Source organism: Pseudomonas sp. S3_B08, from assembly GCF_054667725.1.
The window spans coordinates 3105388-3130670 of record NZ_CP162750.1 but is presented as its reverse complement, the minus strand read 5'-3'; the positions used below and the strand labels follow the sequence as shown (position 1 = coordinate 3130670).

Genomic DNA, 25283 nt, shown 5'->3' with positions numbered 1-25283 from the left:
CCACAAAGGTTGTGGATGATGCTGGTATTTCAGGCAATAAAAAGCCCCGCCAGGCTTTCACCGGGCGGGGCTTTTTAATGGCTTCAGGAATTACACGAGTGGTTTAGGCTCGTGCTCTTTTTCCTGGGCTTCTTCGCGCTGTTCAACCGCGTCCTGAACGGAGCGTGGTGCTTCAGCGATCACCGCTTCAACCGATGCTTCTTCCGCGACCGGGGCAGGGGCTGCCTCGACCACTTCAGCCGCAGCGGCTGGTTCGGCAGCCACTGGCGCTGCAGCGGCAGCCAGTTCGGCTTCCTTCTGCAGACGCTCGGCTTCACGCTTGCGACGACGCACTTCACGCGGGTCGTTTGGCGCACGGCCGTTTGGCGTCAGGGCGCTGACCGGAGCCGGAGCTTCAACCACCGGGGCTGGCGCTTCGACTGCGGCTGGTGCTTCTTCAGCCTGAGCTTTTGCAACTGGTGCTTCGACAGCTGGTGCTTCAACCACTGGCTCTGGAGCCGGTTCGGCCGCTACAACTACTGGTTCGGAAACCATGGCCTGCGGTACTTCGGCTTCAGTGACTGGCGCTGGAGCTTCGGTCACAGCTGGCTCGGCAACCCAGTTGAACGCAGTCTGCTCTTCGCGAACTTCACGCACGGTTCTGGTCACGTTTTCGCTGACGGTTTCGGTCGCTGGTTCGGATTCAGCAACTGGCGCTTCAACGACAGCTTCCGGTTCGGCAGGCGCTTCAACCTGAGGCTGAGCTTCGCGGACCGGGGCGACTTCGATTTCCGGTGCAGCAGTCACTTCCACTGGAGTGGTGGCTTCGACAACCGGCGCTTCGACTGGAGCGGTTTCCAGTGTGGCGGCAGTGGCGCGTTCAGCCTGCTCGTGAGCTTCGGCTTCTGCCGGAGCGCTGATGGTGCTGCTGGCTACGGCGGCGGTGACGGCCAGGCCAGCGGCCAGATCGGCAGTGCTTGGCTCGCCAGCGTTTTCAGCGGACTCGGATTCTTCCGAACCTTCGATCACGTTGCCGTTGGCATCACGTTGACGCTCGCGACGGTTGCTGCGACGACGCTGGCCACGGGAGCGACGACGTGGACGATCGCCTTCGGCGTTGTCCTGACCGTCTTCCGGCAGTTGCTCTTCGTTGTTGCTGTTCACTTCTTCTTCAGCAACGGCAGCAGCGGCCTGCTCGGCACGCGGTTGACGCTCTTCACGCGGCGGACGCGGGGCGCGTTCTTCGCGTGGCTGACGGGCCGGACGCTCTTCAGCGGTCACGGCAGCAACAGCTGCGGCTGCGGCTGGCGCGGCGTCCAGCGGCTCGCGCAGTTCACGCACGCGTTCTTCACGCTCGCCACGCGGCTTGCGATCTTCACGCGGTGCACGCGGTGCACGTTCTTCACGCGGGGCACGTGGTGCGCGCTCTTCGCGGGCTACCGGCGCTTCGCTGCGGGTTTCACGCGGCTCGCGGGCTTCGCGTGGCTGGCGCTCTTCGCGCGGCTCGCGTGGTGCGCGCTCTTCACGTGGAGCACGTTCTTCGCGCGGCTTGCGTTCTTCATCGCGGCGACCGTTGCGGTTGCGGCTCTGCTGACGACCGTTGCGACGCTCTTCGTTGCGGGCAGGACGCTCGGTGGCAGCCGGTTTCGCGACAGCGACCGGTGCGGCTGGCTCTTCCTTGGTGGCGAACAGGCTGACCAGCGACTTCACCAGACCCTTGAACAGGCTTGGCTCAGGCGCGGCAACTGGTGCTGGAGCTGGTGCGGCAGGTGCAACTTCAGTCGGCACCGGTGCGTTGGCACGGGCCGGCGCAGTTTTCACCGCAGCTTCCTGGCGAACCAGAGTGCGGGTCGCAGCGGCTGGCTGGACTTCTTCGACTTCGGCAGCGGCGGCAGCGATTTCGTAGCTGGACTGGTTGGTCGCGGCTTCCGGGCTGTCGTCACGCAGGCGCTGAACTTCGAAGTGCGGCGTCTCGAGGTGATCGTTCGGCAGAATGACGATACGGGCACGGGTGCGCAGTTCGATCTTGGTGATCGAGTTGCGTTTTTCGTTGAGCAGGAACGCAGCGACCGGGATCGGCACTTGCGCGCGAACTTCGGCGGTGCGGTCTTTCAGGGCTTCTTCTTCGATCAGGCGCAAGATGGCCAGCGACAGCGATTCAACGTCACGGATGATGCCGGTGCCGTTGCAACGCGGGCAGACGATGCCGCTGCTTTCGCCCAGCGATGGACGCAGGCGCTGACGGGACATTTCCAGCAGACCGAAACGCGAGATGCGGCCGATCTGCACACGGGCGCGGTCAGCTTCCAGGCATTCGCGGACTTTCTCTTCCACGGCGCGCTGGTTCTTCGCCGGGGTCATGTCGATGAAGTCGATGACGATCAGGCCGCCGATGTCGCGCAGGCGCAACTGACGGGCGATTTCTTCGGCGGCTTCAAGGTTGGTCTGCAGCGCGGTTTCTTCGATGTCGCTGCCTTTGGTGGCGCGCGCCGAGTTGATGTCGATGGACACCAGGGCTTCGGTCGGATCGATGACGATGGAGCCGCCGGAAGGCAGTTCGACGACGCGCTGGAACGCGGTCTCGATCTGGCTTTCGATCTGGAAACGGTTGAACAGTGGCACGCTGTCTTCGTACAGCTTGATCTTGCTGGCGTACTGCGGCATCACCTGGCGGATGAAGGTCAGGGCTTCGTCCTGGGCTTCAACGCTGTCGATCAGCACTTCGCCGATGTCCTGGCGCAGGTAATCGCGGATGGCGCGGATGATCACGTTGCTTTCCTGGTAGATCAGGAATGGCGCGGAGCGATCCAGCGAGGCTTCTTTGATGGCGGTCCACAGTTGCAGCAGGTAATCAAGGTCCCACTGCATTTCTTCGCTGCTGCGGCCCAGGCCGGCAGTGCGCACGATCAGACCCATGTCGGCCGGAGCAACCAGACCGTTCAGCGCTTCACGCAGTTCGTTGCGTTCTTCGCCTTCGATGCGACGGGAGATGCCGCCGGCACGCGGGTTGTTCGGCATCAGTACGAGGTAACGACCGGCCAGGCTGATGAAGGTGGTCAGGGCGGCGCCCTTGTTCCCACGTTCTTCTTTCTCGACCTGAACGATGACTTCCTGGCCTTCGCTCAGGACGTCCTTGATGTTGACGCGGCCTTCTGGGGCTTTCTTGAAGTATTCGCGGGAGATTTCTTTGAGGGGCAGGAAGCCGTGGCGCTCGGAGCCGAAATCGACAAAGGCAGCCTCAAGGCTTGGTTCGATGCGAGTGATACGGCCTTTATAGATGTTGGCCTTTTTCTGCTCGCGTGCACCGGATTCGATGTCCAGGTCGTAGAGGCGTTGGCCATCTACCAGTGCAACACGCAACTCTTCGGGTTGAGTTGCGTTAATCAGCATTCTTTTCATGTAGTACCGTCGGTTTCCGGGCTGCCGGAAACGGCGTTCGGCACACACGACTTCTCACGGTCGGTGTCAGGTGCGTCGGGAGTGGTTGGCCATTCCCGTGTCCAGCGATGTGCGGCCAATTGGGCCGATACCGCGACGTACGCGTCCTGCTTGCTGTGGCTACTTAAGCACTCAGTCAGGAGGAGGAATCAACCAGCGGCTGTGGACGAGATGAAGCGTCTTGATCAAAGCTTGTTGCTACACAGTCCGGCGGTTGTGCATCTCCACCCTACACGTATCCCTGATAATTCGGGTGCTGCCGCGCGCAGAATCCGCAGCGGGTTGGCATTTACCGTGAGCTCCGAAAGGGGAGGTCACGCATCATGGCTAATTCAGGCGATGTTTCCGAAGCAATCGCTCGGGGTCATTCGCAGTCGACTGCACTTTGTGAACTGGCCTCGAATGTCGCCTGCCTGGCGAGTCAGAACTCTGCCCGGCGGTGTAATTCAGGCCTCATGTCACCTGCGCTCGTTACAACCGCAAACTCCACCGTTACGTAGCGAAAGCCCCGTAGGACGGCCTCGCGCCCTGGTGAATTGCGTTGGTCAGGGCCGGTCTTTGACCGTGGTTCCGCTGTCCAGGCCGCTTTTGGCGGCGTTCGCGACTATAGCAGCAATGATTAAGTGCTTCAATTCCATAAAAATTGTTATCATCCGCGGCATGACAACTACTGCCCCTTCGACTCCAGGCGTTCAACTGCTTGAAGTCTCGCCGGAGTATGCCGGCCAACGAATCGACAACTTTCTCCTCGCCCGGCTCAAAGGCGTGCCCAAGACCTTGATTTACCGCATTTTGCGCAAAGGCGAAGTGCGCGTGAACAAAGGTCGGATCAAGCCCGAATACAAGCTGCAGGCCGGCGATATCGTGCGCGTGCCGCCGGTTCGCGTGCCTGAGCGCGACGAACCGGTACCGCTGGCCCAGGGGCTGTTGCAGCGCCTGGAAGCCTCGATTGTCTTCGAAGACAAGGCCCTGATCGTGATCAACAAGCCCGCCGGCATTGCGGTTCATGGCGGCAGCGGGCTGAATTTCGGCGTGATCGAAGCCTTTCGTCAGTTGCGTCCCGACGCCAAGGAACTGGAGCTGGTTCACCGTCTTGACCGTGACACCTCCGGCCTGCTGATGATCGCCAAGAAGCGCAGCATGTTGCGCCACCTGCACGAGCAGTTGCGCGGCGATGGCGTCGACAAGCGCTACATGGCGCTGGTCCGTGGCAACTGGGCAACCTCGATCAAGCAGGTTCGCGCTCCGCTGCTCAAGAGCAATCTGCGTTCCGGCGAGCGCATGGTCGAAGTCAATGACGAGGGCAAAGAAGCCCTGACGCTGTTCAAGGTGCTGCGCCGCTTCGGTGATTTTGCCACCATGGTCGAAGCTAAACCGGTTACCGGTCGTACCCACCAGATTCGCGTGCACACCTTGCATGCTGGCCATTGCATTGCCGGTGACAGTAAGTATGGCGACGAGGATTTCACCAAGGAAATCCGCGATTTGGGCGGTAAGCGTCTGTTCCTGCACGCTTACATGCTGACGGTGCCGCTGCCCGACGGCGGCAAGCTGAATCTGCAAGCGCCCGTCGATGAAATGTGGGCCAAGACCGTGGAGCGATTGAGTGCGCCCATCTGATTACAAGCTGCTGATTTTCGACTGGGACGGCACCCTCGCCGATTCCATCCATCGGATCGTCGAGGCCATGCACTCGGCGTCCGGGCGTTCCGGTTTCGAGCTGCGCGATGACTTCGCTGTCAAAGGCATCATCGGTCTCGGCTTGCCGGAGGCGATTCGCACGCTGTACCCCGAAATCAGCGACGCAGAAATGCTCGCGTTTCGCGAATATTACGCCGATCACTACATCGCTGCCGAAGCCGTGCCGTCGCCGCTGTTCGAGGGCGTGGTCGAGTCGATGGCATCGTTTCGCGAGCAGGGTTATCACCTGGCGGTAGCGACGGGCAAGAACCGTCGCGGACTGGATCGGGTGCTCAAGGCCAATGGCTGGGAAGATTATTTCGATATCACCCGTGCTGCCGATGAAACTGCCAGCAAGCCACACCCTCTGATGCTTGAGCAGATTGTCAGCCACTGCGGCGTACGCCCGCAGCAGGCGTTGATGGTCGGTGATTCGTCGTTCGATCTGCTGATGGCACGCAACGCGGGGATGGATTCGGTGGCGGTCAGTTATGGCGCGCAATCGATCGAGTCCCTGCAGCAGTTCGAGCCACGCCTGTCGATCGACCGTTTTTCTGAATTGCACGCCTGGCTGGGTCAGCGGGCTTAATACGTTTTTGCTGGGGTAGATGGCATGACCGACGAATGGAAAGCACCGGCCAAGGCAAGTGCCGACGACGGTGACGCGAAAAGCTGGAAGCTGTTGGAAAAGACTTTGCTGGCCGGCGTGCAGGAACAACGCCGTTCGCGGCGCTGGGGGATTTTCTTCAAGCTGCTGACGTTTGTTTATCTGTTTGTTGCGCTGCTGCTGTTCACGCCGCTGATGGACATGGAAAAAACCGCCACCCGCGGCCCGAACTACACGGCGTTGATCGAGATCGACGGCGTAATCGCCGACAAGGAGCCGGCCAGCGCCGACAATATCGTTGGCAGCCTGCGTGCGGCGTTCGAAGACAAGAAGGTCAAGGGCGTGGTCCTGCGCATCAATAGCCCGGGTGGCAGTCCGGTGCAGTCTGGCTATGTCTATGACGAGATCAAGCGTCTGCGTGGGTTGCATCCGGAGATCAAGCTCTACGCAGTGATTTCCGATCTTGGTGCTTCGGGCGCCTATTACATCGCCAGCGCGGCGGATCAGATCTATGCCGACAAGGCCAGTCTGGTCGGCTCGATCGGCGTGACGGCGGCGGGTTACGGTTTCGTTGGCACCATGGAAAAACTCGGGGTTGAGCGCCGCACCTATACCTCGGGCGAGCACAAGGCATTCCTGGATCCGTTCCAGCCGCAAAAGCCTGAAGAAACCGCATTCTGGCAAAGCGTGCTGGACACCACGCACAAGCAGTTCATCAACAGCGTCAAGCAGGGCCGTGGCGATCGTCTGAAGGACAAAGAGCATCCGGAGCTGTTTTCCGGGCTGGTCTGGTCGGGTGAGCAGGCGCTGCCGCTAGGCCTGATCGATGGCTTGGGCAATGCCAGTTCGGTGGCGCGTGATGTGATTGGCGAGAAGGAGCTGGTGGACTTCACCGTGCAGGAATCGCCGTTCGATCGCTTTTCGAAAAAGCTCGGCGCCAGCGTGGCCGAGCAGTTGGCGATGTGGATGGGTTTTCACGGGCCTTCGTTGCGGTAAATCGTTTCAAGGTCAGAAGATCGCAGGTCAACGGCAGCTCTTGCACAATCGGTGTAGGAGCTGCCGAAGGCTGCGATCTTTTGCTTTTAAGGGATTTGCACACCCTCGACCAACAACATATCGATAAGGCGAATCAGCGGCAGGCCAATCAGGCTGGTGGCATCCGGGCCTTCGGTCGATTGAAACAGGCTTACGCCGAGTCCCTCGGCCTTGAAGCTGCCGGCGCAGTCGTACGGCTGCTCGATGCGCAGATAGCGCTCGATGCTTGCCTGATCCAGCTGGCGCATGTGCACGGTAAACGGCACGCAGTCGACCTGGCATTGCCCGGTCTGGCTGTTGAGCAGCGCCAGGCCGGTCAGGAAGGTCACGCTCGCGCCGCTGGCCGCCATCAATTGCTCGCGAGCCTTCTCGAAGGTGTGCGGCTTGCCGATGATCTCTTCGCCGAGGACGGCAACCTGATCCGAGCCAATGATCAGATGAGCAGGGTGGCTGTCCGCCAGGGCGCGGGCTTTTTCCTCAGCGAGGCGTTTGACCAGATCGATCGCGGATTCGCCCGGGCGGTGGCTTTCGTCGATGTCCGGCGAGCTGCAGACGAACGGCAGGTGCAGGCGGGCGAGCAATTCACGGCGATAAGTCGAGCTTGAAGCGAGTAATAAAGGCAGCATGGACGTCTCCTGAGGCAGGTGCGGATTCTAGCGGAGGCGCGCAAGTGACGGACAGGGCACAATTTCCTTTGACATGGTTGGGTGCATCCCTATAATGCTGCGCCTATGTTGAATGACCCGATTCCACCTCACGTTGACCCGCGCAAATTGGCTGACCGTGGCACCACCCTTCAAGGTGAACTGCTGCTGGCCGATTTGAAGAGACTCTGCGACCCGCTTTCCGACGATGTCGGTACGGTGCAGGCCAAATTCGTTTTTGAACGAGATGAACGTAAGTCTGTGGTCATCCACAGCTTTATCGACACCGAAGTCAAAATGGTTTGCCAGCGTTGTCTTGAGCTGGTCACCCTGCCGATCCACAGCGAATGCAGTTACGCGGTGGTGAAGGAGGGTGCGAATACCCAGTCGTTGCCGAAAGGTTATGACGTGCTGGAACTGGGCGAAGATCCATTGGATCTGCAGTCACTGATCGAGGAGGAGCTTCTGCTCGCCTTGCCCATTGTGCCTGCTCATCATCCGGAAGAATGCCAGCAGCCGGCGGGAGCAGATGAGCCCGAACCGAGCGAGGACGAGGTAACGCGGTCCAACCCGTTCAGTGTATTGGCGCAGTTAAAGCGTGACCCAAACGTTTAGGAGTTAATCAATTATGGCTGTTCAGCAGAACAAAAAATCCCGCTCTGCCCGTGACATGCGCCGTTCGCACGACGCTCTCGAGGCTAGCACCCTGTCTGTAGAAAAAACCACTGGTGAAGTTCACCTGCGTCACCACGTATCGCCAGAAGGCGTTTACCGTGGCCGTAAAGTGATCGACAAGGGCGCTGACGAGTAATCACTTGTCTGCTCAAGTCATCGCGATTGACGCAATGGGCGGGGACTTCGGTCCCCGCAGCATTGTTCAGGCCAGTCTCGCTTGCCTGTCTGCTACACCCTCGCTGCACCTGACCCTCGTCGGTCAACCCTCCCTTCTTGAAGAACTGATCCACGGCCAGTCGGCTGCCGATCGCGCGCGCCTGACGATTGTCGCGGCGAGCGAAGTCATCACCATGGACGAAAAACCCGCCCAAGCCCTGCGTGGCAAGCCGGATTCGTCGATGCGTGTAGCCCTTGAACTGCTGCGCGATGGCAAGGTGCAGGCCTGTGTCAGCGCCGGCAATACCGGTGCGTTGATGGCCTTGTCACGATTCGTGCTGAAGACATTGCCCGGCATTGATCGTCCGGCCATGGTCGCGGCGATTCCGACGCAGACCGGTTATTGCCAGCTGCTCGATCTGGGTGCCAACGTCGATTGCAGTGCCGAGCACCTGTTGCAGTTTGCGGTGATGGGCTCGGTCGCTGCACAGACCCTGGGTATCGCCCGTCCGCGTGTGGCACTGCTGAATATCGGCACCGAAGACATCAAGGGTAATCAGCAGGTCAAACTGGCCGCCACGCTGTTGCAGGCTGCGCGCGGGATCAACTACATCGGTTTTATCGAAGGCGACGGCTTGTATCGCGGTGAGGCCGATGTGGTGGTGTGTGACGGCTTCGTCGGCAACATCCTGCTCAAGTCCAGCGAAGGTCTGGCGACGATGATTGCTGCGCGGATCGAGGCTTTGTTCAAGAAAAACTTCGCTTCGCGCGCTGTCGGCGTTCTCGCGCTGCCGTTGATGAAGCGTCTGCAGGCCGACCTGGCCCCGGCGCGACATAATGGCGCAAGCTTTCTCGGCTTGCAGGGCATCGTCGTGAAAAGCCACGGATCGGCGGGGGTTCAGGGCTTTCAGAGTGCGATTCAACGGGCGCTGATCGAGATTCAAGAGAACTTGCCCGAGCGTCTCTACGGTCGTCTGGAGGAACTGTTGTCTTAGGCGTTTTCGTCGGACAATGCTTAAATGTGACCGCCCGGTTCAAAGGGCCATCCAAACTGTCAGTTTCTGGCGTCCCCAACGGGGCGTTATTTTCCGACGACAAGATCATTAGGGGCTTGTTACATGTCTGCTTCCCTCGCATTCGTCTTTCCAGGACAGGGTTCGCAGTCCCTCGGCATGCTGGCCGAGCTGGGCGCGCAACATCCGCTGATCCTCGAAACCTTTCAAGAAGCCTCTGCTGCGCTGGGCTACGACCTGTGGGCACTGACCCAGCAGGGCCCGGAAGAGCTGCTCAATCAAACCGACAAAACCCAACCAGCCATTCTGACCGCTTCGATCGCCCTGTGGCGTCTGTGGCTGGCCGAAGGCGGCGCGCGTCCGGCGTTCGTCGCCGGCCATAGCCTGGGTGAATACAGCGCGCTGGTTGCTGCCGGCAGCCTGACCCTGGCTGACGCGGTCAAGCTCGTCGAGCGCCGTGGCCAGTTGATGCAGGAAGCGGTGCCGGCCGGGCAGGGCGGCATGGCTGCGATCCTCGGCCTGGAAGATGCCGACGTGCTGGCTGCCTGCGCCGAAGCGGCGCAAGGCGAAGTCGTCAGCGCAGTGAATTTCAACTCGCCGGGCCAAGTGGTGATCGCCGGTGCCAAGGCGGCCGTCGAGCGCGCCATCGAGGGTTGCAAGGCCCGTGGTGCCAAGCGCGCCATGCCATTGCCGGTGAGCGTGCCGTCGCACTGCGAGCTGATGCGTCCGGCTGCCGAGCGTTTCGCCGAATCCATCGCCGCCATCGACTGGCAGGCGCCGCAGATCCCGGTGGTGCAGAACGTCAGCGCACAAGTGCCAGCCGATCTGGAAACCCTCAAGCGCGATCTGCTCGAACAGCTCTACAAGCCAGTGCGCTGGGTTGAATCGGTGCAGACTTTGGCCGCCAAGGGCGCGACCAATCTGGTTGAATGCGGCCCGGGCAAAGTCCTCGCTGGCCTGAACAAACGTTGCGCCGAAGGCGTTTCGACTTCCAATCTCAATATCCCAGACGCCTTCGCTGCCGCTCGCGCAGCGCAGGCCTGAATCAGGAGAAACTTGCATGAGTCTGCAAGGTAAAGTTGCACTGGTTACCGGTGCAAGCCGCGGCATCGGCCAGGCCATCGCGCTGGAACTGGGTCGTCAGGGCGCCATCGTTGTCGGCACCGCGACCTCCGCGTCGGGCGCCGAGCGCATTGCCGCGACCCTGAAGGAAAACGGTATTCAGGGCGCCGGTTTCGAACTCAATGTCACCAGCGACGAATCGGTCAGCGCCGTGCTGGCAGGCATTCAGGAGCAGTTCGGTGCGCCGGTGGCGATTCTGGTCAATAATGCCGGTATCACCCGCGATAACCTGATGATGCGCATGAAAGACGACGAGTGGTACGACGTGATCGATACCAACTTGAACAGTCTGTATCGCCTGTCCAAGGGCGTTTTGCGTGGCATGACCAAGGCGCGCTGGGGTCGAATTATCAGTATTGGCTCGGTAGTGGGTGCCATGGGCAACGCCGGCCAAGTAAACTATGCAGCCGCCAAGGCCGGTCTGGAAGGTTTCAGCCGGGCGATGGCGCGTGAAGTCGGTTCGCGTTCGATTACGGTCAACTCGGTAACCCCAGGGTTCATCGACACCGATATGACCCGCGAGCTGCCTGAAGCACAGCGTGAAGCCTTGCAGACGCAGATTCCGCTGGGTCGTCTGGGGCAAGCTCAAGAGATCGCGTCCGTGGTCGCTTTTCTTGCATCCGACGGTGCGGCATACGTTACCGGGGCTACAATCCCGGTGAACGGTGGGATGTACATGTAAGTAAAATGTGACGGATTGCTTCAAAAAAATGTCATACGAGCTGTCTAAAATCCGTTATAAAGCTGCAATCTATTTATAGGCAGAGGGCCGCAGGGTTTGAGGAGTGAAGCTTTCAGTTGAAAAACTGAAAAGGCTTTCTATACACTTACCCACTGGCCAGCTGCCTGAATTTGTCCATTAGGAGTGAAAACAAGGTATGAGCACCATCGAAGAGCGCGTCAAGAAAATCGTTGCCGAGCAACTGGGTGTTAAAGAAGAAGAAGTGGTCAACACCGCTTCCTTCGTAGAAGACCTGGGTGCCGACTCCCTTGACACCGTTGAGCTGGTGATGGCTCTGGAAGAGGAATTCGAGACCGAAATCCCTGACGAAGAAGCTGAAAAGATCACTACTGTACAAGCTGCAATCGACTACGTTACCAGCCACCAGGCGTAATAGTTTGTAATCGTTGCTTGCTGTCATGGAAAAACCGCACTGCCATCATGGCGTGCGGTTTTTTCTTTAGGCCTGATGCAAAGTCGTCATTTGAAAAAGGAGAGTGCTGTGTCGCGTAGACGCGTCGTAGTCACCGGTATGGGTATGTTGTCGCCACTGGGCACGGATGTGCCGAGCAGTTGGCAGGGCATTCTGGCTGGCCGCAGTGGCATTGGTCTGATCGAACACACCGACCTTTCTGCCTATTCGACCCGCTTCGGCGGTTCGGTCAAGGGCTTCAATGTCGAGGAATACCTGTCGGTCAAGGAAGCGCGCAAGCTCGACCTGTTCATTCAGTACGGCCTCGCCGCAGGCTTTCAAGCCGTGCGCAACGCCGGTCTGGAAGTCACCGATGCCAACCGTGAACGCATTGGCGTGGCCATGGGTTCGGGTATCGGCGGTCTGACCAACATCGAAGAAACCAGCCGCACCCTGCACGAGACCGGTCCGCGACGGATCTCGCCGTTCTTTGTGCCTGGCTCGATCATCAATATGATTTCCGGCTTCCTGTCGATCCATCTGGGCGCACAGGGACCCAACTACGCCATCGCCACCGCGTGCACCACCGGTACGCACTGCATTGGCATGGCCGCGCGCAACATCATGTACGACGAAGCCGACGTGATGATTGCCGGCGGTGCGGAAATGGCTGCCTGCGGTCTGGGCATGGGCGGCTTCGGCGCATCCCGTGCGCTGTCGACCCGCAACGACGAGCCAACCCGCGCCAGCCGTCCGTGGGACAAGGGCCGCGACGGCTTCGTTCTGTCCGATGGTGCTGGCGCTCTGGTTCTCGAAGAGCTGGAGCACGCCAAGGCCCGTGGCGCCACGATCTACGCCGAGCTGATCGGTTTCGGCACCAGTGGCGATGCGTTCCACATGACCTCGCCACCCGCCGATGGCGCCGGTGCCGCGCGCTGCATCACCAATGCCCTGCGTGATGCGAAAATCAACGTCGATCAAGTGCAGTACATCAACGCCCACGGCACCTCGACCCCGGCCGGCGACCTTGCCGAAGCCAATGCGATCAAGTCTGTGTTCGGCGATCACGCCTACAAGCTGGCCGTCAGCTCGACCAAGTCGATGACTGGCCACCTGTTGGGTGCGGCGGGCGCGGTCGAAGCGATTTTCAGCGTGCTGGCGATCAACAGCCAGGTGGCACCGCCGACCATCAACCTTGATGAACCGGACGAAGGCTGCGATCTCGATTTCGTTGCGCACACCGCGCGTAACATGGACATCGATGTCGTGCTGTCCAACTCCTTCGGTTTTGGCGGCACCAACGGCACTCTGGCGTTTCGCCGGTTCGCCAGTTGATGGACAGCTGGGTCGACGGTCAACCGGCTGACGCGCTGTCGCTGAAAGATCGCGGCCTGGCTTACGGCGATGGTCTGTTCGAGACCATTGCCGTGCGCAGCGGTCAGCCGGTCCTGCTGGATCGGCACCTGGCGCGCCTGGCCGATGGCTGTGCGCGTCTGGCCATTGCGACCGATCTCGAGCTGGTTCGCCATGAACTGCTCAGCTATGCAGCAGCGATGGGCGAGGGCGTGCTCAAGCTCATCCTCACGCGTGGCGACGGCTTGCGCGGTTATGCGCCCGATCCTGCGGCGCAGGGCCGACGTATTCTGCAAGGCAATCCGCCGGCGGCTTATCCCGCTACCCATGCCGAGCACGGCATCCGCCTGTTTCCCTGCAACACGCGTTTATCTACGCAGCCGTTGTTGGCCGGGCTCAAACATCTGAATCGACTGGAGCAGGTACTCGCCCGCGCCGAATGGCAGGACAGCGAGCATGCCGAAGGCTTGATGCTCGATCAGGCCGGGCGCGTCGTCGAAGGTGTGTACAGCAATATTTTCCTGGTGCGCGACGGTGGCTTGATCACGCCCGACTTGAAGCGCTGCGGCGTCGCAGGTGTGATGCGCGCGGAAATATTGTTTCAGGCCGAGTCGCTGGCCATCCCCACGCAAATCGCCGATATCAGCCTCGAACAGCTGCAATGGGCTGATGAAGTGTTTGTCTGCAACAGCGTTTATGGCGTCTGGCCGGTACGCGCCTGTGCTGCACTGAGCTGGCCGGTTGGCCCGCTCACCCGTAAACTGCAAACCATTGCCCGCGCGCTACTGGATGCTTGATTCGTGAGACGTAAACTTTTGCTGCTGCTGGAAACCGGACTGGTTCTGGCAGGGCTGCTGTTGGGCGCCAGCGCCTGGAAAATTCATTCGGCGCTGGAACAGCCCCTGAACATTCCGCAGGAACAACTGCTGGATGTGCCGAAAGGCTCTACACCGACCCGTACCTTCCTTGAACTCGAAACCGATGGCGTCATCAAGGACGCGTTCTGGCTGCGCGTCTATTGGCGCTTCAATCTTGCCGGCACACCGATTCACAGCGGCGAGTACCGTATGCAGCCGGGCATGACCGTCAACGGTCTGATCGATTCGTGGAAGCGCGGCGACGTGGTTCAGTACAGCCTGACCCTGGTCGAAGGCTGGACTTTCCATCAAGTGCGCGCCGCCCTGGCCAAGGACGACAAGCTCGAGCAGACCCTCACCGGCCTGAGCGACAGCGATGTGATGGCGAAGATCGGCCACAAAGGGTTGTTCCCTGAAGGCCGGTTCTTCCCGGACACCTATCGTTTCGTGCGCGGCATGTCCGATGCCGAGCTGCTGAAAAAGGCCTTTGATCGTCTCGATGAAGTGCTCGCCAAAGAGTGGGCGCAGCGTTCTGCCGATGTGCCTTACAGCGAACCTTATCAAGCGCTGATCATGGCCTCGCTGGTCGAGAAAGAGACCGGTGTTCCGCAGGAGCGTGGGCAGATTGCCGGGGTGTTTGTGCGGCGCATGGCGTTGGGCATGCAGTTGCAGACGGATCCGACGGTGATCTATGGCCTCGGCGATCGCTACACCGGCAAGCTGACCCGCGCGCATCTGAAAGAACCGACACCCTATAACACCTATGTGATTCCCGGTTTGCCACCGACGCCGATTGCGATGGTCGGACGCGAAGCGATTCATGCTGCGCTCAACCCGGTGGAGGGCAGCAGCCTGTATTTCGTCGCCCGTGGCGATGGCAGCCATGTGTTCTCCGATGATCTGGATGCGCACAACAACGCGGTGCGCGAATACCAGCTCAAGCGCCGTGCCGATTACCGTTCCAGCCCGGCACCAGTAACCGCGCCGGCCACCGATGAGGCGATTCCGGCGGCCTCGCCGAACACCGCGCCCGAGGCGCTGCCGCAAGTGCCGTCGCAAGAACCTGCGCCAGCCCCGGAACCGGACGCCGCTGCACCGCAGAACGCGCAATGACTTTGATGAAGGACTGCCTGTGACTGGCTTGTTTATTACCCTGGAAGGCCCGGAAGGCGCGGGCAAGAGCACCAACCGCGAATACCTCGCCGAGCGCCTGCGCGCCGCCGGTATCGAAGTACTGCTCACCCGTGAGCCCGGCGGTACACCGCTGGCCGAACGGATTCGTGATGTCCTGCTGACCCCGGCCGACGAAGTGATGCACCCGGACGCCGAGCTGTTGCTGGTGTTCGCCGCGCGCGCCCAGCATCTGGCAGAGGTGATTCGCCCGGCGCTGGCCCGTGGCGCTGTGGTGCTGTGTGATCGTTTCACCGATTCAACATACGCCTATCAGGGCGGCGGTCGTGGTTTGTCACTCGAGCGCATCGCCACCCTGGAAACTTTCGTGCAGGGCGACTTGCGGCCCGATCTGACCTTGATTTTCGACCTGCCCGTTGAAATCGGTTTGGCCCGCGCCAGTGCCCGTGGTCGACTGGATCGTTTCGAACTCGAAGGCCGGGCGTTTTTCGAGAACGTGCGCAATGCGTTCCTGAAACGCGCCGAAGCCGACCCGTCGCGCTACGTGCGCATCGATGCCGGTCAGCCATTGGCCAAGGTCCAGCAATCGCTGGACACCTTGCTACCGAATTTGCTGGAGCTGGCCCGTGGCTGAGGCCTATCCATGGCAGGACAGCCTCTGGCAGCAACTGGCCGGCCGCAGTCAGCATGCTCACGCGTACCTGCTCCACGGTCCGGCCGGGATCGGCAAGCGTGCGCTGGCCGAGCGCTTGATGGCCAGCCTGCTGTGTCAGCGCCCTACGCCTGAGGCGTGCGGCGAGTGCAAATCCTGCTTGCTGCTCAAGGCCGGCAGTCATCCGGACAATTACATCCTGGAGCCGGAAGAGGCGGACAAGGCGATCAAGGTCGATCAGGTTCGTGATCTGGTCAGTTTCATCGTGCAGACCGCGCAGCTCGGCGGGCGCAAAGTGGTGTTGATCGAGCCGGTCGAGTCGATGAACATCAACGCTGCCAACGCCTTGCTCAAAAGCCTTGAAGAGCCGTCCGGCGATACCGTGCTGCTATTGGTCAGCCATCAGCCGAGCCGTTTGTTGCCAACCATCAAGAGCCGTTGCGTGCAGCAGGCCTGCCCGCTGCCGGGCGAGGCGATGAGCCTGCAATGGCTGGCCCAGGCGCTGCCGGATTGCGCGGAGGAAGAGCGCGTCGAACTGCTGACCCTCGCCGCCGGGTCGCCGCTGATGGCGGTCAGCCTGCAATCGCAAGGTGTGCGTGAACAACGTGCACAAGTGGTCGAAGGCGTGAAGAAGCTGCTCAAGGGACAACAATCGCCGACGCAACTGGCGGAAGAGTGGAAAAGCATTCCGATGCTGCGTCTGTTCGACTGGTTCTGCGACTGGTCGAGCCTGATCTTGCGCTATCAACTGACTCAGGACGAAGCCGGCCTCGGCCTGGCCGATATGCGCAAGGTCGTGCAGTACCTGGCCCAGAAAAGCCCGCAGGGTAAAGTGCTGGATATTCAAGACTGGATTCTCGCCCAGCGACAGAAAGTGCTGAGCAAGGCCAACCTCAATCCGGCCCTGTTGCTGGAAGCATTGTTGGTGCAATGGGTGGGATTGCCTGGTCAAAGATAAGAATGTGTACCTAGACTCTGAAGATCAGCAGTGGAGGTGAACATGATTGAACCTGTCAGCCCGGGGCCGCGTAACGGCATCTTGTCCCTGACCATCAAGGACAAGTCGGTGCTCTACGCCGCCTACATGCCGTTCATCAAGAATGGCGGACTGTTCATCCCGACCAACAAAAGCTACCGGTTGGGCGACGAGGTGTTCATGCTGTTGCACCTGATGGATGAAGCGGAAAAAATTCCGGTCGCCGGCAAAGTCGCCTGGATCACCCCCAAAGGCGCACAAGGCAATCGCGCCGCCGGTGTCGGCGTGCAGTTCAACGACGGCGACGACACCGCGCGCAGTCGCATCGAAACTCATCTGGCCGGAGCGCTGAAATCCGACCGTCCCACTCATACGATGTAAGTTGCAGTCCTTTTTATGCTCGTAGATTCCCATTGTCACCTTGACCGTCTCGACCTCGCCGCCCATGACGGCTCGCTGGATGCCGCACTCGTTGCGGCCCGCGAGCGTGGGGTCGGACATTTTCTGTGCATCGGCGTCAGCGCCGACAACGCCGCCGACGTCAAAGCCCTCGCCGAGCGTTATGACGACGTCGATTGCTCGGTCGGCGTGCATCCGCTGGATGTGCAGCCGGGCGCGGCACCGGCGCTGGACTGGCTGCTGCACGAACTCGATCACCCGAAAGTGGTGGCGATCGGCGAAACCGGTCTCGACTATCACTACGAGCCGGAAGCTGCCGAGTTGCAGCAGGAGTCGTTTCGCCTGCACCTGCAAGCGGCGCAGCAGACCGGCAAACCGGTGATCATCCATACTCGCGGCGCCCGTGCCGACACCCTCGAACTGCTGCGCGAAGCGGCGCTGCCCCAGGCTGGCGTGTTGCATTGCTTCACCGAAGACTGGGACATGGCCAAAGCGGCGCTGGACATGGGCTATTACATTTCCCTCTCGGGCATCGTCACGTTCCGCAATGCCGACGCCTTGCGTGACGTGGCGAGCAAAGTGCCGGCCGATCGCCTGCTGGTGGAAACCGATTCGCCGTATCTGGCGCCGATTCCGTATCGCGGCAAGCCGAACCTGCCGCAGTACGTGCGCGAAGTGGCGGAGTTTCTGGCGATGCTGCGTGGTGAGAACTACGAGCGCTTTGCCGAGCAGACCACGGAAAACTTCAAGCGCTTGTTCCCGCTGGCGAGTGTTAAATCTGCCGTATGACGGCAGGCCAAATCGCAGGCAAAAAAAACCCGGGTTCTGGGGGGTGAATCCGGGTTAAGACCATTAGGAGTAAAACAAAGGCACGCGGTCCGTTGGTACCTTTACCGGCACGACACTTGGGGGAGATGTCGCCCGACAGTTCAAGTATTGATCAGTCTGGCGTGCAGTCCAGTGAGCGGGTCGGGGTTTTTAAACAAATTTGGAATACGTTTGCTTCAGTTGAGTTCTCATTGCACCCGATTCGTTCTTGAAATGAACAAGAAACACAGATTTGGTCGATGAACCGTGCTTTTTTGCGCAAGTTAGGCATAATACGCGGCTTCGAATTTTGACCCTTCAGACCTTTTTCTTATGCATAAAGAACCTCGTAAGGTCCGTGAATTTCGTCGCCGCGAGCAGGAAATTCTCGATACCGCGCTCAAGCTGTTCCTCGACCAGGGTGAAGACAGTGTCACCGTCGAGATGATTGCTGATGCCGTGGGTATCGGCAAAGGCACGATCTACAAGCACTTCAAATCCAAGGCCGAGATCTACTTGCGCCTGATGCTCGACTACGAGCGCGATCTGAACGAGCTGCTGCATTCGGCGGATGTCGACAAGGACAAGGAAGCGCTGTCCCGCGCCTACTTCGAATTCCGCATGCGCGACCCGCAGCGCTATCGCCTGTTCGACCGCCTCGAAGAGAAAGTGGTCAAGGGCAATCAGGTGCCGGAGATGGTCGAGGAACTGCACAAGATCCGTGCCTCGAACTTCGAACGCCTGACCCTGCTGATCAAGGGTCGCATCAGCGAAGGCAAGCTCGAAGACGTGCCGCCGTACTTCCACTACTGCGCATCCTGGGCGTTGGTGCACGGCGCGGTGGCGCTGTATCACTCGCCGTTCTGGAGCAACGTGCTGGAAGATCAGGAAGGCTTCTTCCAGTTCCTGATGGACATCGGCGTGCGCATGGGCAACAAGCGCAAGCGCGACCCGGAAACGCCGAGCACATAAGTCATTCAGCGGGCTGATTGCGCCGTGTTTTAGCAACATGGCGCAATAGCACAGGAATATACTCAGGCATAGGGCTTGCTAAAACCTGATTTCTCAGTCAAGTTTTGCTCGCTCGATTTTCTTTCGCCGGAGTGTTTCATGATCGTTGACCGTCAAGGCAGGCGTTTTCGCAATCTGCGCATCAGCCTGACCTCTGCCTGCAATTACGCCTGTACCTACTGCGTGCCCAACGGCAAGCGGTTGGTCGCTGCGCAGGATGAACTGTCGGCCGAAGCCATGGCGCGCGGCGTCGAATACCTGATCGAAGCGGCCGGCATCGAGCGCCTGCGCATCACTGGCGGCGAGCCACTGGTCAGCCCCAAACTCGAATCGTTCATGACTGCCGTCGGCCAGATGGGCCTCGACGACATCAGCCTGACCACCAATGGTCAACTCCTCGCGAAAAAACTGCCGCTGCTGGTCGATGCCGGTCTGCGTCGAATCAACGTTTCCCTCGATACTCTTGATGCCGCTGCGTTTCGCAGCATCGCTCGTGGCGGCGATCTGGCCAGCGTGCTCGATGGCATGGATCAGGCTGCCGCCGCCGGGATGAAGATCAAGGTCAACATGGTGCCGTTGCGCGGGCAGAACCTCGATCAGGTCATGCCGCTGCTCGACTACTGTCTGGAGCGCGGCTTCGAACTGCGTTTCATCGAGCTGATGCGCATGGGCCATCTGGCCAAGGATTCCAATGCCTTCCTGCAGCAGTTCGTCAGCCTTGAGCAGTTGCTCGGCCTGATCGGCGAACGTTATGAATACGCCCAGACCGACGCACCGGTGGACGCCACGGCTGTGCGCTATGCGATTCCCGGTCGCGGCACTTTCGGGGTGATCGCCAACGAAAGTGTGCCGTTCTGCCGCACTTGTTCGCGCTTGCGCCTGTCATCGACCGGTTGGCTGCATGGCTGTTTATCGTCGAGCAACCGCCACTATGTCGGCGATCTGCTCGACAAGCCGCGCCACCAGGCGTTGCCGGCGCTGCAACGTTTGCTGGTCAAGGCGTTGGGTGACAAACAGGAGGTGGCGTTCTCTGGCGGCGCTACTGTCATGAAGATTATTGGCGGTTGAACAACGGCTTTCGCGAGCAGGCTCGCCCCACATTTGGAATGCATTTCAATTGTGGGAGCGAGCCTGCTCGCGAATGCCTCTATCACTGAATTTGTCGAGCTGGCGCAAAAGCTGCATTCAACGGCCATTCGCCGGTTTTCCGACACCGGCTTCTGGAGGAATAGGATGCGTAGCCTGGTTTTGCTGCTGGCCGTTTTGGCGCTTGGCGGCTGCATGAATGTCAGCGATATGGCCGAAGGCACTCGCTATCACATGAGCGATGCGGGGCTTCTGGACCATAGCGACAGCCGCCGGGTGAACAATCTCCGCATTCAGCCGGACTCGTTCATCTTTATCGCCCAGGGCGCGTTCGCGCCACCGGGTGGTTCCTATCCACGGCCGAACGTGGTCGCCGAAGAAGCCTTCAAGGGCTTTGTCGAATACTTCCCGATGGTCCGCCGCGCCCGTGCGCCGGAAGGCCTCGACCAAGCCATGGGCGAAGCCCGTGATGCCGGGGCGCATTACCTGCTCTACACACGTTTCGCCAAGGCTGATGACCGCATCGGCAACTCCGACGAGTGGCTGGACCAGGAAGCCGTGGATCGCCTCGGTATCGATGGCGGCGTGATTCAGATCATGTTGATCGAGACCAGCACCCAGTATTTGATTGATACTGCACGGATCAAGAGTCGTGGCGGTTTACTGACGTTCCATGATTCCAAACCCGAAGACCTCATCGGTCCGCCGCTGGCGCAATACGCACGCAGCCTGCTGGGGATCGGCGACCAGTAATCAAGGAGTACGCCATGAGTGACCCGCAAACAGCCAATGACCTGCTGGGGCAGATCCCCAAGACCAAAGGCCTGCCACCGGTGCATTTGTGGAACCCGGATTTCTGCGGCGACATCGACATGCGCATTGCCCGTGACGGCACCTGGTACTACCTGGGTACGCCGATCGGGCGCAAGCCGATGGTCAAACTGTTCTCCACCATCATCCGCCGCGACGGCGATGATTATTTCCTGATCACCCCGGTCGAGAAGGTCGGGATCAAGGTCGATGACGCGCCGTTCGTGGCGGTTGCCGTTGACGTGCAAGGCGAGGGCGAGGCGCAGGTTTTGCGCTTTACCACCAACGTCGAGGAAACCACCGAAGCGGGGACTGAGCATCCGCTGCGTGTCGAGATCGATCCTGAGACCCAGGAGCCTGCGCCCTATGTGCATGTGCGCAGCAACCTTGAAGCGCTGATTCACCGCAATGTGTTTTACCAGTTGGTGGAACTGGCGGTGAGCCGCGAGATTGATGGCCAGCGCTGGTTGGGCGTGTGGAGCGGCGGCGAGTTCTTTCGCATCGGCCTGGAACCCTGACACAACATCAAAATGTGGGAGCGAGCCTGCTCGCGAACGCGGTGTATCAGTCGCCAGCAATGTTGACTGACACGACGCTTTCGCGAGCAGGCTCGCTCCCACAATGGTTTGTGCAAGCTAAAAAAAATCCGGTTGACTGTTATTCGTATGATGATTAGCGTAGGCACCCATCGCGATTCGCCTTGAGGTGTACATGTCCAGCAGCTTTCATGCGTCAACCGTTGACTGGCTGGGCAGCTGGATTGCGGCCGGTCAGGTCAAGCCGGGGCAGACCATCAAGGTCGAGGCGGATCTGGGCGAGCAGCTTGGCGTCAGCCGCACGGTGATCCGCGAAGCAATCAAAACCCTCGTCGCCAAAGGCATGCTCGAAGTCGGTCCGAAAGTCGGCACGCGGGTGTTGCCAGTACGGCGCTGGAATCTGTTCGATCCGCAGGTGGTCGGTTGGCTATCGCGCAATGGGTTGCCGGAAAACTTCGTCGATGACCTGCTGGATTTGCGCCGCACCATTGAGCCGATGGCGGTGCGCTGGGCCTGTGAGCGGGCGACACCGGAGCAGATCGAAGCGGTACAACTGACTTTCAATGCGCTGGAACGTGCAGTCGACAGCGGCGTTGATTACAACCGTGCCGACCAGGCTTTCCACGAATGCATCCTGGCCGCCAGCCATAATCAGTTCATCGAACAAATGGTCCCGGCCCTCGGCGCGTTGCTGGCGGTGTCGTTCGAAGTCTCCGCCGCCGACCCCGATGAACTGCGCCGCACCTTGCCGATCCATAAAGACATGGCCGATGCCATCGCCGCGCGCGATTCGACCCGTGGCGTGTGGGCGTGCATGACCTTGATCGACAATGCCGATCTGGCGATAAAACGCTTTTACCCGAAAGTCATGGCGGACCGCAAAGCCAGCTAAGACCGAAAATTCCCTGTGGGAGCGAGCCTGCTCGCGAATGCGTCAGGTCAGATGCATCATCATTGACTGACACGCCGCTTTCGCGAGCAGGCTCGCTCCCACATTGGAAACAACAAGAACATGAAGGATTCCAGATGACCTGCACCGCCCTGACCCAACACCGCGCGCAACTCGGCGAAGGCCCGTTCTGGGATGCGCCGACCCAGGCGTTGTACTGGGTGGATATCGCCGGTAGACAAGCGTTGCGCCTGATCGGCCAGAACGTGCAGATCTGGCAGATGCCCGAGCACATCTCCGCCTTCATTCCCTGCGCCAGCGGCGATGCGCTGGTGACATTGAGCAGTGGTGTCTACCGCCTCGATCTCGATTCGCCCGGCCTCGAGCCACGCTTGACGCTGTTCTGCGTCGCCGACCCGCAACCGGGCAACCGCCCCAACGAAGCCCGTTGCGATGCCTTGGGCCGGTTGTGGTTGGGCACCATGCAGAACAACATCGGCGAGCACGGCGAGGATCTGCCGCTGGCGCGCCGTTCCGGCGGCCTGTTCCGTATCGATCCCGATCAACGCGTCACACCGCTGCTGCTCGGCCTGGGCATCCCCAACACCCTGCTGTGGAGTGACGACGGCACCACGCTGCTGTTTGGTGAAAGTCTCGACAGCACGCTCAATCGATATTTCATCCGCACCGACGGCAGTCTCGATGCTCCGCAGGTGTTCTACTCGTCCGATCAACACGGTGGTCCCGATGGCTCGGCGATGGACGCCGAAGGCTACGTGTGGAATGCACGCTGGGACGGCAGTTGCCTGCTGCGCCTGACGCCGGACGGGCAGGTGGATCGCAAAATCGATCTGCCGGTCAGTCGCCCGACCAGTTGTGTGTTCGGTGGCGAAGACTTGCAAACCTTATTCATCACCAGCGCCAAGAGTCCACTGAATCATCCATTGGATGGCGCGGTGCTGAGCATGCGCGTCGACGTTGCAGGAAAACTCTGTACGCGTTTTGCTGGCTAGATCCCAAAATATGGGATGCAAAATTATATATTGAGATTATTTGGCGGTCGGGTTTATAGTCGGCTCCAGCAGTAACACGCACTCACACTTAAAAAGAACAAAACAGGTGAAGTGATGCAGCGAATTCTTGTTGCCCGCGCCAGCGGGATCCGCCTTTCGTCACGGCTCAATGCCGTTGACGACGCTTGCCTGTCTGTTTTCCCCAGCCGTCAGAACCGGACATCGACCGATGGCCGGTTTTTTTGCGCCTGCGTGCAGGAGGCCTGAGCCATGGCTGAAGCGCTGACATTGCCGCAAGTGTCGGCCCCGCCGAAAGGCGAGCGCCTGAAAAACAAGGTCGTGCTGCTGACCGGGGCCGCTCAGGGCATCGGCGAAGCCATCGTCGCCGCCTTCGCCGCGCAGCAAGCCAGATTACTCATCAGCGACATCCAGGCTGACAAGGTCGAGCAGGTCGCCGCTCTCTGGCGCGATCAGGGCCATGACGTGCAGGCGCTCAAGGTCGACGTGTCGAATCAGCAGGATTTGCACGCCCTGGCCCGACGCGCCGTGGAATTGCATGGCCGCATCGATGTGTTGGTCAACTGTGCCGGGGTCAATGTGTTCCGCGATCCTTTGCAGATGACCGAAGAGGACTGGCACCGCTGCTTCGCCATTGATCTGGATGGCGCCTGGTATGGTTGCAAAGCCGTGCTGCCGCAGATGCTCGAGCAGGGCGTGGGCAGCATCATCAACATCGCCTCGACCCATTCCAGCCACATCATTCCCGGCTGCTTCCCGTACCCGGTGGCCAAGCACGGCTTGCTCGGCCTGACCCGTGCACTCGGCATCGAATACGCGGCCAAAGGCATTCGCGTCAACGCCATCGCACCGGGCTACATCGAAACGCAGCTGAACGTCGATTACTGGAATGGCTTTGCCGATCCGCACGCCGAGCGGCAGCGCGCCTTTGACCTGCACCCGCCCAAGCGCATCGGCCAGCCGATCGAAGTGGCGATGACGGCGGTGTTTCTGGCCAGCGATGAGGCACCGTTTATCAATGCTTCGTGCATCACCATCGATGGTGGCCGCTCGGTGATGTACCACGACTGAATAAAACGGATTTCCAGCGCTGAACTACGCTTGAAATCCAATCATCATACGATATGACTATTTTCAACCAGCTTCACTGAGAACACGCTTCAACGCTTTTCAAACCTTGCTCAAAAAAAATAACAAGGAGTCATCTGATGAAACGTCGTTTCGGGATTCGTACCCTGTGCAGCACTGCCCTGGCGGTCACTGCGTTCAGCCTGAGCAGTGCGCTGCTCGCCGCCGACGCGGTGAAGATCGGTTTTCTGGTCAAGCAGGCCGAAGAACCGTGGTTCCAGACCGAATGGGCTTTTGCCGAAAAAGCCGCCAAGGACAAAGGCTTTGAACTGATCAAGATCGCGGTACCGGATGGCGAGAAGACCCTTTCGGCCATCGACAGCCTGGCCGCCAACGGCGCCAAGGGCTTCGTGATCTGCCCGCCGGACGTGTCCCTCGGCCCTGCCATCATGGCCAAAGCCAAGATCAACGACTTGAAAGTGATTGCCGTCGACGACCGTTTTGTCGACGCCAACGGCAAGTTCATGGAAGACGTGCCGTACCTGGGCATGGCCGCGTTTGAAGTGGGTCAAAAGCAGGGCGCCGCCATGGCTGCCGAAGCGAAAAAGCGTAACTGGGACTGGAAAGACACCTACGCGGTGGTCAACACCTATAACGAACTCGACACCGGCAAGAAGCGCACCGACGGTTCGGTCGATGCCCTGAAGAAGGCCGGCATGCCCGAGGATCACATCCTCTTCGCCGCACTGAAAACCCTCGACGTACCGGGCAGCATGGACGCCACCAACTCGGCGCTGGTGAAACTGCCGAGCGCGGCGAAAAACCTGATCATCGGCGGCATGAACGACAACACCGTGCTCGGCGGCGTGCGCGCCACCGAAGCGGCCGGTTTTGCCGCGAGCAACGTGATCGGCATCGGCATCAACGGCACCGACGCCATCGGCGAGTTGAAAAAGCCTAACAGCGGCTTCTTCGGGTCGATGCTGCCAAGTCCGCACATCGAAGGCTACAAGACCGCCGAGATGATGTACGAGTGGATCACCGCCGGCAAAGAGCCGCCGAAGTACACCGCCATGGATGACGTCACCCTGATCACCCGCGAAAACTTCAAGCAAGAGCTGGAAAAAATCGGCTTGTGGAACTGAGGCAGCGACGGCCCGGGCAGCCGGGCCGTTTTTCGGTGTGAAGAGGTGGC

Annotated in this window: 26 protein-coding genes; 24 read left to right on the top strand and 2 right to left on the bottom strand. The window is 60.1% G+C overall.

From position 1 onward, the window contains the following. Positions 1-90: 90 nt before the first annotated feature. Positions 91-3378: a ribonuclease E gene (gene rne, locus AB4N73_RS14145; RefSeq protein ID WP_406227147.1), complete on the bottom strand. Its 3288-nt coding sequence runs from the start codon at positions 3376-3378 to the stop codon at positions 91-93. A 699-nt stretch (positions 3379-4077) separates the two neighbouring features. On the opposite strand from rne, the gene rluC reads away from it, so the two are divergent. The 3 genes from rluC to sppA are packed head-to-tail and all read left to right on the top strand — an operon-like array spanning position 4078 to position 6700. Then, positions 4078-5037 (top strand): 23S rRNA pseudouridine(955/2504/2580) synthase RluC, encoded by a 960-nt coding sequence (gene rluC / locus AB4N73_RS14140; RefSeq protein ID WP_016770994.1) that lies wholly within the window; start codon positions 4078-4080, stop codon positions 5035-5037. Next, complete coding sequence (locus AB4N73_RS14135) at positions 5024-5686, top strand: HAD-IA family hydrolase (RefSeq protein ID WP_217862820.1); 663 nt, start codon at positions 5024-5026, stop codon at positions 5684-5686. Before rluC ends, AB4N73_RS14135 begins: the two co-directional genes overlap by 14 nt. Before the next feature lie 24 nt (positions 5687-5710). Next, on the top strand, positions 5711-6700 hold the full coding sequence (sppA, locus tag AB4N73_RS14130) for a signal peptide peptidase SppA (protein ID WP_056788236.1): 990 nt from the start codon (positions 5711-5713) through the stop codon (positions 6698-6700). Positions 6701-6786: 86 nt separating this feature from the next. Here the strand turns inward: sppA and AB4N73_RS14125 are convergent, their stop codons facing one another. Continuing rightward, the gene (locus AB4N73_RS14125; RefSeq protein WP_460142213.1) at positions 6787-7365 is read right to left on the bottom strand and encodes a Maf family protein; all 579 of its coding nucleotides are present in this window, start codon (positions 7363-7365) and stop codon (positions 6787-6789) included. A gap of 105 nt (positions 7366-7470) precedes the next feature. Here AB4N73_RS14125 and AB4N73_RS14120 point away from each other — a divergent pair, with 105 nt between their 5' ends. The 21 genes from AB4N73_RS14120 (at position 7471) to AB4N73_RS14020 (ending at position 25233) form a co-directional block, all read left to right on the top strand. Then, complete coding sequence (locus AB4N73_RS14120; protein ID WP_003204262.1) at positions 7471-7998, top strand: YceD family protein; 528 nt, start codon at positions 7471-7473, stop codon at positions 7996-7998. Between the two features lie 13 nt (positions 7999-8011). After that, entirely contained in the window at positions 8012-8194 is a 183-nt protein-coding gene (gene rpmF / locus AB4N73_RS14115; RefSeq protein WP_003179396.1) for a 50S ribosomal protein L32, read from the top strand. A 4-nt stretch (positions 8195-8198) separates the two neighbouring features. After that, positions 8199-9209, top strand: coding sequence for a phosphate acyltransferase PlsX (plsX, locus tag AB4N73_RS14110; protein WP_460142212.1), 1011 nt, complete (start codon positions 8199-8201; stop codon positions 9207-9209). A gap of 123 nt (positions 9210-9332) precedes the next feature. Further along, complete coding sequence (gene fabD / locus AB4N73_RS14105; protein ID WP_460142211.1) at positions 9333-10271, top strand: ACP S-malonyltransferase; 939 nt, start codon at positions 9333-9335, stop codon at positions 10269-10271. 16 nt (positions 10272-10287) lie between these two features. Next, complete coding sequence (gene fabG, locus AB4N73_RS14100) at positions 10288-11031, top strand: 3-oxoacyl-ACP reductase FabG (RefSeq protein WP_016770989.1); 744 nt, start codon at positions 10288-10290, stop codon at positions 11029-11031. A gap of 196 nt (positions 11032-11227) precedes the next feature. Further along, positions 11228-11464 (top strand): acyl carrier protein, encoded by a 237-nt coding sequence (gene acpP, locus AB4N73_RS14095; RefSeq protein ID WP_003175607.1) that lies wholly within the window; start codon positions 11228-11230, stop codon positions 11462-11464. A 108-nt stretch (positions 11465-11572) separates the two neighbouring features. After that, complete coding sequence (gene fabF, locus AB4N73_RS14090) at positions 11573-12817, top strand: beta-ketoacyl-ACP synthase II (protein WP_252868088.1); 1245 nt, start codon at positions 11573-11575, stop codon at positions 12815-12817. Then, positions 12817-13632 (top strand): aminodeoxychorismate lyase, encoded by an 816-nt coding sequence (pabC, locus tag AB4N73_RS14085; RefSeq protein ID WP_252876725.1) that lies wholly within the window; start codon positions 12817-12819, stop codon positions 13630-13632. Before fabF ends, pabC begins: the two co-directional genes overlap by 1 nt. Before the next feature lie 3 nt (positions 13633-13635). Further along, the gene (mltG, locus tag AB4N73_RS14080; RefSeq protein WP_110645996.1) at positions 13636-14805 is read left to right on the top strand and encodes an endolytic transglycosylase MltG; all 1170 of its coding nucleotides are present in this window, start codon (positions 13636-13638) and stop codon (positions 14803-14805) included. Positions 14806-14824: 19 nt separating this feature from the next. Beyond that, positions 14825-15457, top strand: coding sequence for a dTMP kinase (gene tmk / locus AB4N73_RS14075; protein WP_016770985.1), 633 nt, complete (start codon positions 14825-14827; stop codon positions 15455-15457). Next, positions 15450-16433: a DNA polymerase III subunit delta' gene (locus AB4N73_RS14070; protein WP_236168403.1), complete on the top strand. Its 984-nt coding sequence runs from the start codon at positions 15450-15452 to the stop codon at positions 16431-16433. The genes tmk and AB4N73_RS14070 overlap by 8 nt, the downstream gene beginning before the upstream one ends. Positions 16434-16475: 42 nt before the next feature. Beyond that, a complete protein-coding gene (locus AB4N73_RS14065) occupies positions 16476-16832 on the top strand; it encodes a PilZ domain-containing protein (protein WP_016770983.1) in 357 nt (118 codons plus the stop codon). Positions 16833-16847: 15 nt separating this feature from the next. Further along, a complete protein-coding gene (locus tag AB4N73_RS14060) occupies positions 16848-17639 on the top strand; it encodes a TatD family hydrolase (RefSeq protein ID WP_460142210.1) in 792 nt (263 codons plus the stop codon). Between the two features lie 351 nt (positions 17640-17990). Next, positions 17991-18629 carry a TetR/AcrR family transcriptional regulator gene (locus AB4N73_RS14055; protein ID WP_016770981.1) on the top strand — a complete coding sequence of 213 codons (639 nt, stop codon included), beginning with the start codon at positions 17991-17993 and terminating at the stop codon, positions 18627-18629. Positions 18630-18767: 138 nt separating this feature from the next. Then, on the top strand, positions 18768-19736 hold the full coding sequence (locus AB4N73_RS14050; protein ID WP_041479439.1) for a GTP 3',8-cyclase MoaA: 969 nt from the start codon (positions 18768-18770) through the stop codon (positions 19734-19736). A 165-nt stretch (positions 19737-19901) separates the two neighbouring features. Next, positions 19902-20507, top strand: coding sequence for a DUF4823 domain-containing protein (locus AB4N73_RS14045; RefSeq protein ID WP_016770979.1), 606 nt, complete (start codon positions 19902-19904; stop codon positions 20505-20507). 14 nt (positions 20508-20521) lie between these two features. Next, positions 20522-21082 carry a DUF1285 domain-containing protein gene (locus AB4N73_RS14040; RefSeq protein WP_041479438.1) on the top strand — a complete coding sequence of 187 codons (561 nt, stop codon included), beginning with the start codon at positions 20522-20524 and terminating at the stop codon, positions 21080-21082. Positions 21083-21275: 193 nt separating this feature from the next. Then, positions 21276-21992, top strand: coding sequence for a FadR/GntR family transcriptional regulator (locus AB4N73_RS14035; RefSeq protein WP_460142209.1), 717 nt, complete (start codon positions 21276-21278; stop codon positions 21990-21992). A gap of 134 nt (positions 21993-22126) precedes the next feature. Then, a complete protein-coding gene (locus tag AB4N73_RS14030; protein WP_460142208.1) occupies positions 22127-23002 on the top strand; it encodes an SMP-30/gluconolactonase/LRE family protein in 876 nt (291 codons plus the stop codon). Positions 23003-23272: 270 nt separating this feature from the next. Next, entirely contained in the window at positions 23273-24091 is an 819-nt protein-coding gene (locus AB4N73_RS14025) for an SDR family oxidoreductase (protein ID WP_460142207.1), read from the top strand. Between the two features lie 137 nt (positions 24092-24228). Further along, positions 24229-25233 carry a substrate-binding domain-containing protein gene (locus tag AB4N73_RS14020; protein WP_016770973.1) on the top strand — a complete coding sequence of 335 codons (1005 nt, stop codon included), beginning with the start codon at positions 24229-24231 and terminating at the stop codon, positions 25231-25233. The last annotated feature ends 50 nt before the right edge of the window (positions 25234-25283 follow it).

Bases quoted from the DNA above. Each gene is read 5' to 3' on its own strand.
- rne (WP_406227147.1), bottom strand. From the start codon at position 3,378: ATGAAAAGAATGCTGATTAACGCAACTCAACCCGAAGAGTTGCGTGTT.
- rluC (WP_016770994.1), top strand. From the start codon at position 4,078: ATGACAACTACTGCCCCTTCGACTCCAGGCGTTCAACTGCTTGAAGTC.
- sppA (WP_056788236.1), top strand. From the start codon at position 5,711: ATGACCGACGAATGGAAAGCACCGGCCAAGGCAAGTGCCGACGACGGT.
- AB4N73_RS14125 (WP_460142213.1), bottom strand. From the start codon at position 7,365: ATGCTGCCTTTATTACTCGCTTCAAGCTCGACTTATCGCCGTGAATTG.
- AB4N73_RS14120 (WP_003204262.1), top strand. From the start codon at position 7,471: ATGTTGAATGACCCGATTCCACCTCACGTTGACCCGCGCAAATTGGCT.
- rpmF (WP_003179396.1), top strand. From the start codon at position 8,012: ATGGCTGTTCAGCAGAACAAAAAATCCCGCTCTGCCCGTGACATGCGC.
- fabD (WP_460142211.1), top strand. From the start codon at position 9,333: ATGTCTGCTTCCCTCGCATTCGTCTTTCCAGGACAGGGTTCGCAGTCC.
- fabG (WP_016770989.1), top strand. From the start codon at position 10,288: ATGAGTCTGCAAGGTAAAGTTGCACTGGTTACCGGTGCAAGCCGCGGC.
- acpP (WP_003175607.1), top strand. From the start codon at position 11,228: ATGAGCACCATCGAAGAGCGCGTCAAGAAAATCGTTGCCGAGCAACTG.
- pabC (WP_252876725.1), top strand. From the start codon at position 12,817: ATGGACAGCTGGGTCGACGGTCAACCGGCTGACGCGCTGTCGCTGAAA.
- AB4N73_RS14065 (WP_016770983.1), top strand. From the start codon at position 16,476: ATGATTGAACCTGTCAGCCCGGGGCCGCGTAACGGCATCTTGTCCCTG.
- AB4N73_RS14060 (WP_460142210.1), top strand. From the start codon at position 16,848: ATGCTCGTAGATTCCCATTGTCACCTTGACCGTCTCGACCTCGCCGCC.
- AB4N73_RS14055 (WP_016770981.1), top strand. From the start codon at position 17,991: ATGCATAAAGAACCTCGTAAGGTCCGTGAATTTCGTCGCCGCGAGCAG.
- AB4N73_RS14050 (WP_041479439.1), top strand. From the start codon at position 18,768: ATGATCGTTGACCGTCAAGGCAGGCGTTTTCGCAATCTGCGCATCAGC.
- AB4N73_RS14045 (WP_016770979.1), top strand. From the start codon at position 19,902: ATGCGTAGCCTGGTTTTGCTGCTGGCCGTTTTGGCGCTTGGCGGCTGC.
- AB4N73_RS14040 (WP_041479438.1), top strand. From the start codon at position 20,522: ATGAGTGACCCGCAAACAGCCAATGACCTGCTGGGGCAGATCCCCAAG.
- AB4N73_RS14035 (WP_460142209.1), top strand. From the start codon at position 21,276: ATGTCCAGCAGCTTTCATGCGTCAACCGTTGACTGGCTGGGCAGCTGG.
- AB4N73_RS14030 (WP_460142208.1), top strand. From the start codon at position 22,127: ATGACCTGCACCGCCCTGACCCAACACCGCGCGCAACTCGGCGAAGGC.
- AB4N73_RS14025 (WP_460142207.1), top strand. From the start codon at position 23,273: ATGGCTGAAGCGCTGACATTGCCGCAAGTGTCGGCCCCGCCGAAAGGC.
- AB4N73_RS14020 (WP_016770973.1), top strand. From the start codon at position 24,229: ATGAAACGTCGTTTCGGGATTCGTACCCTGTGCAGCACTGCCCTGGCG.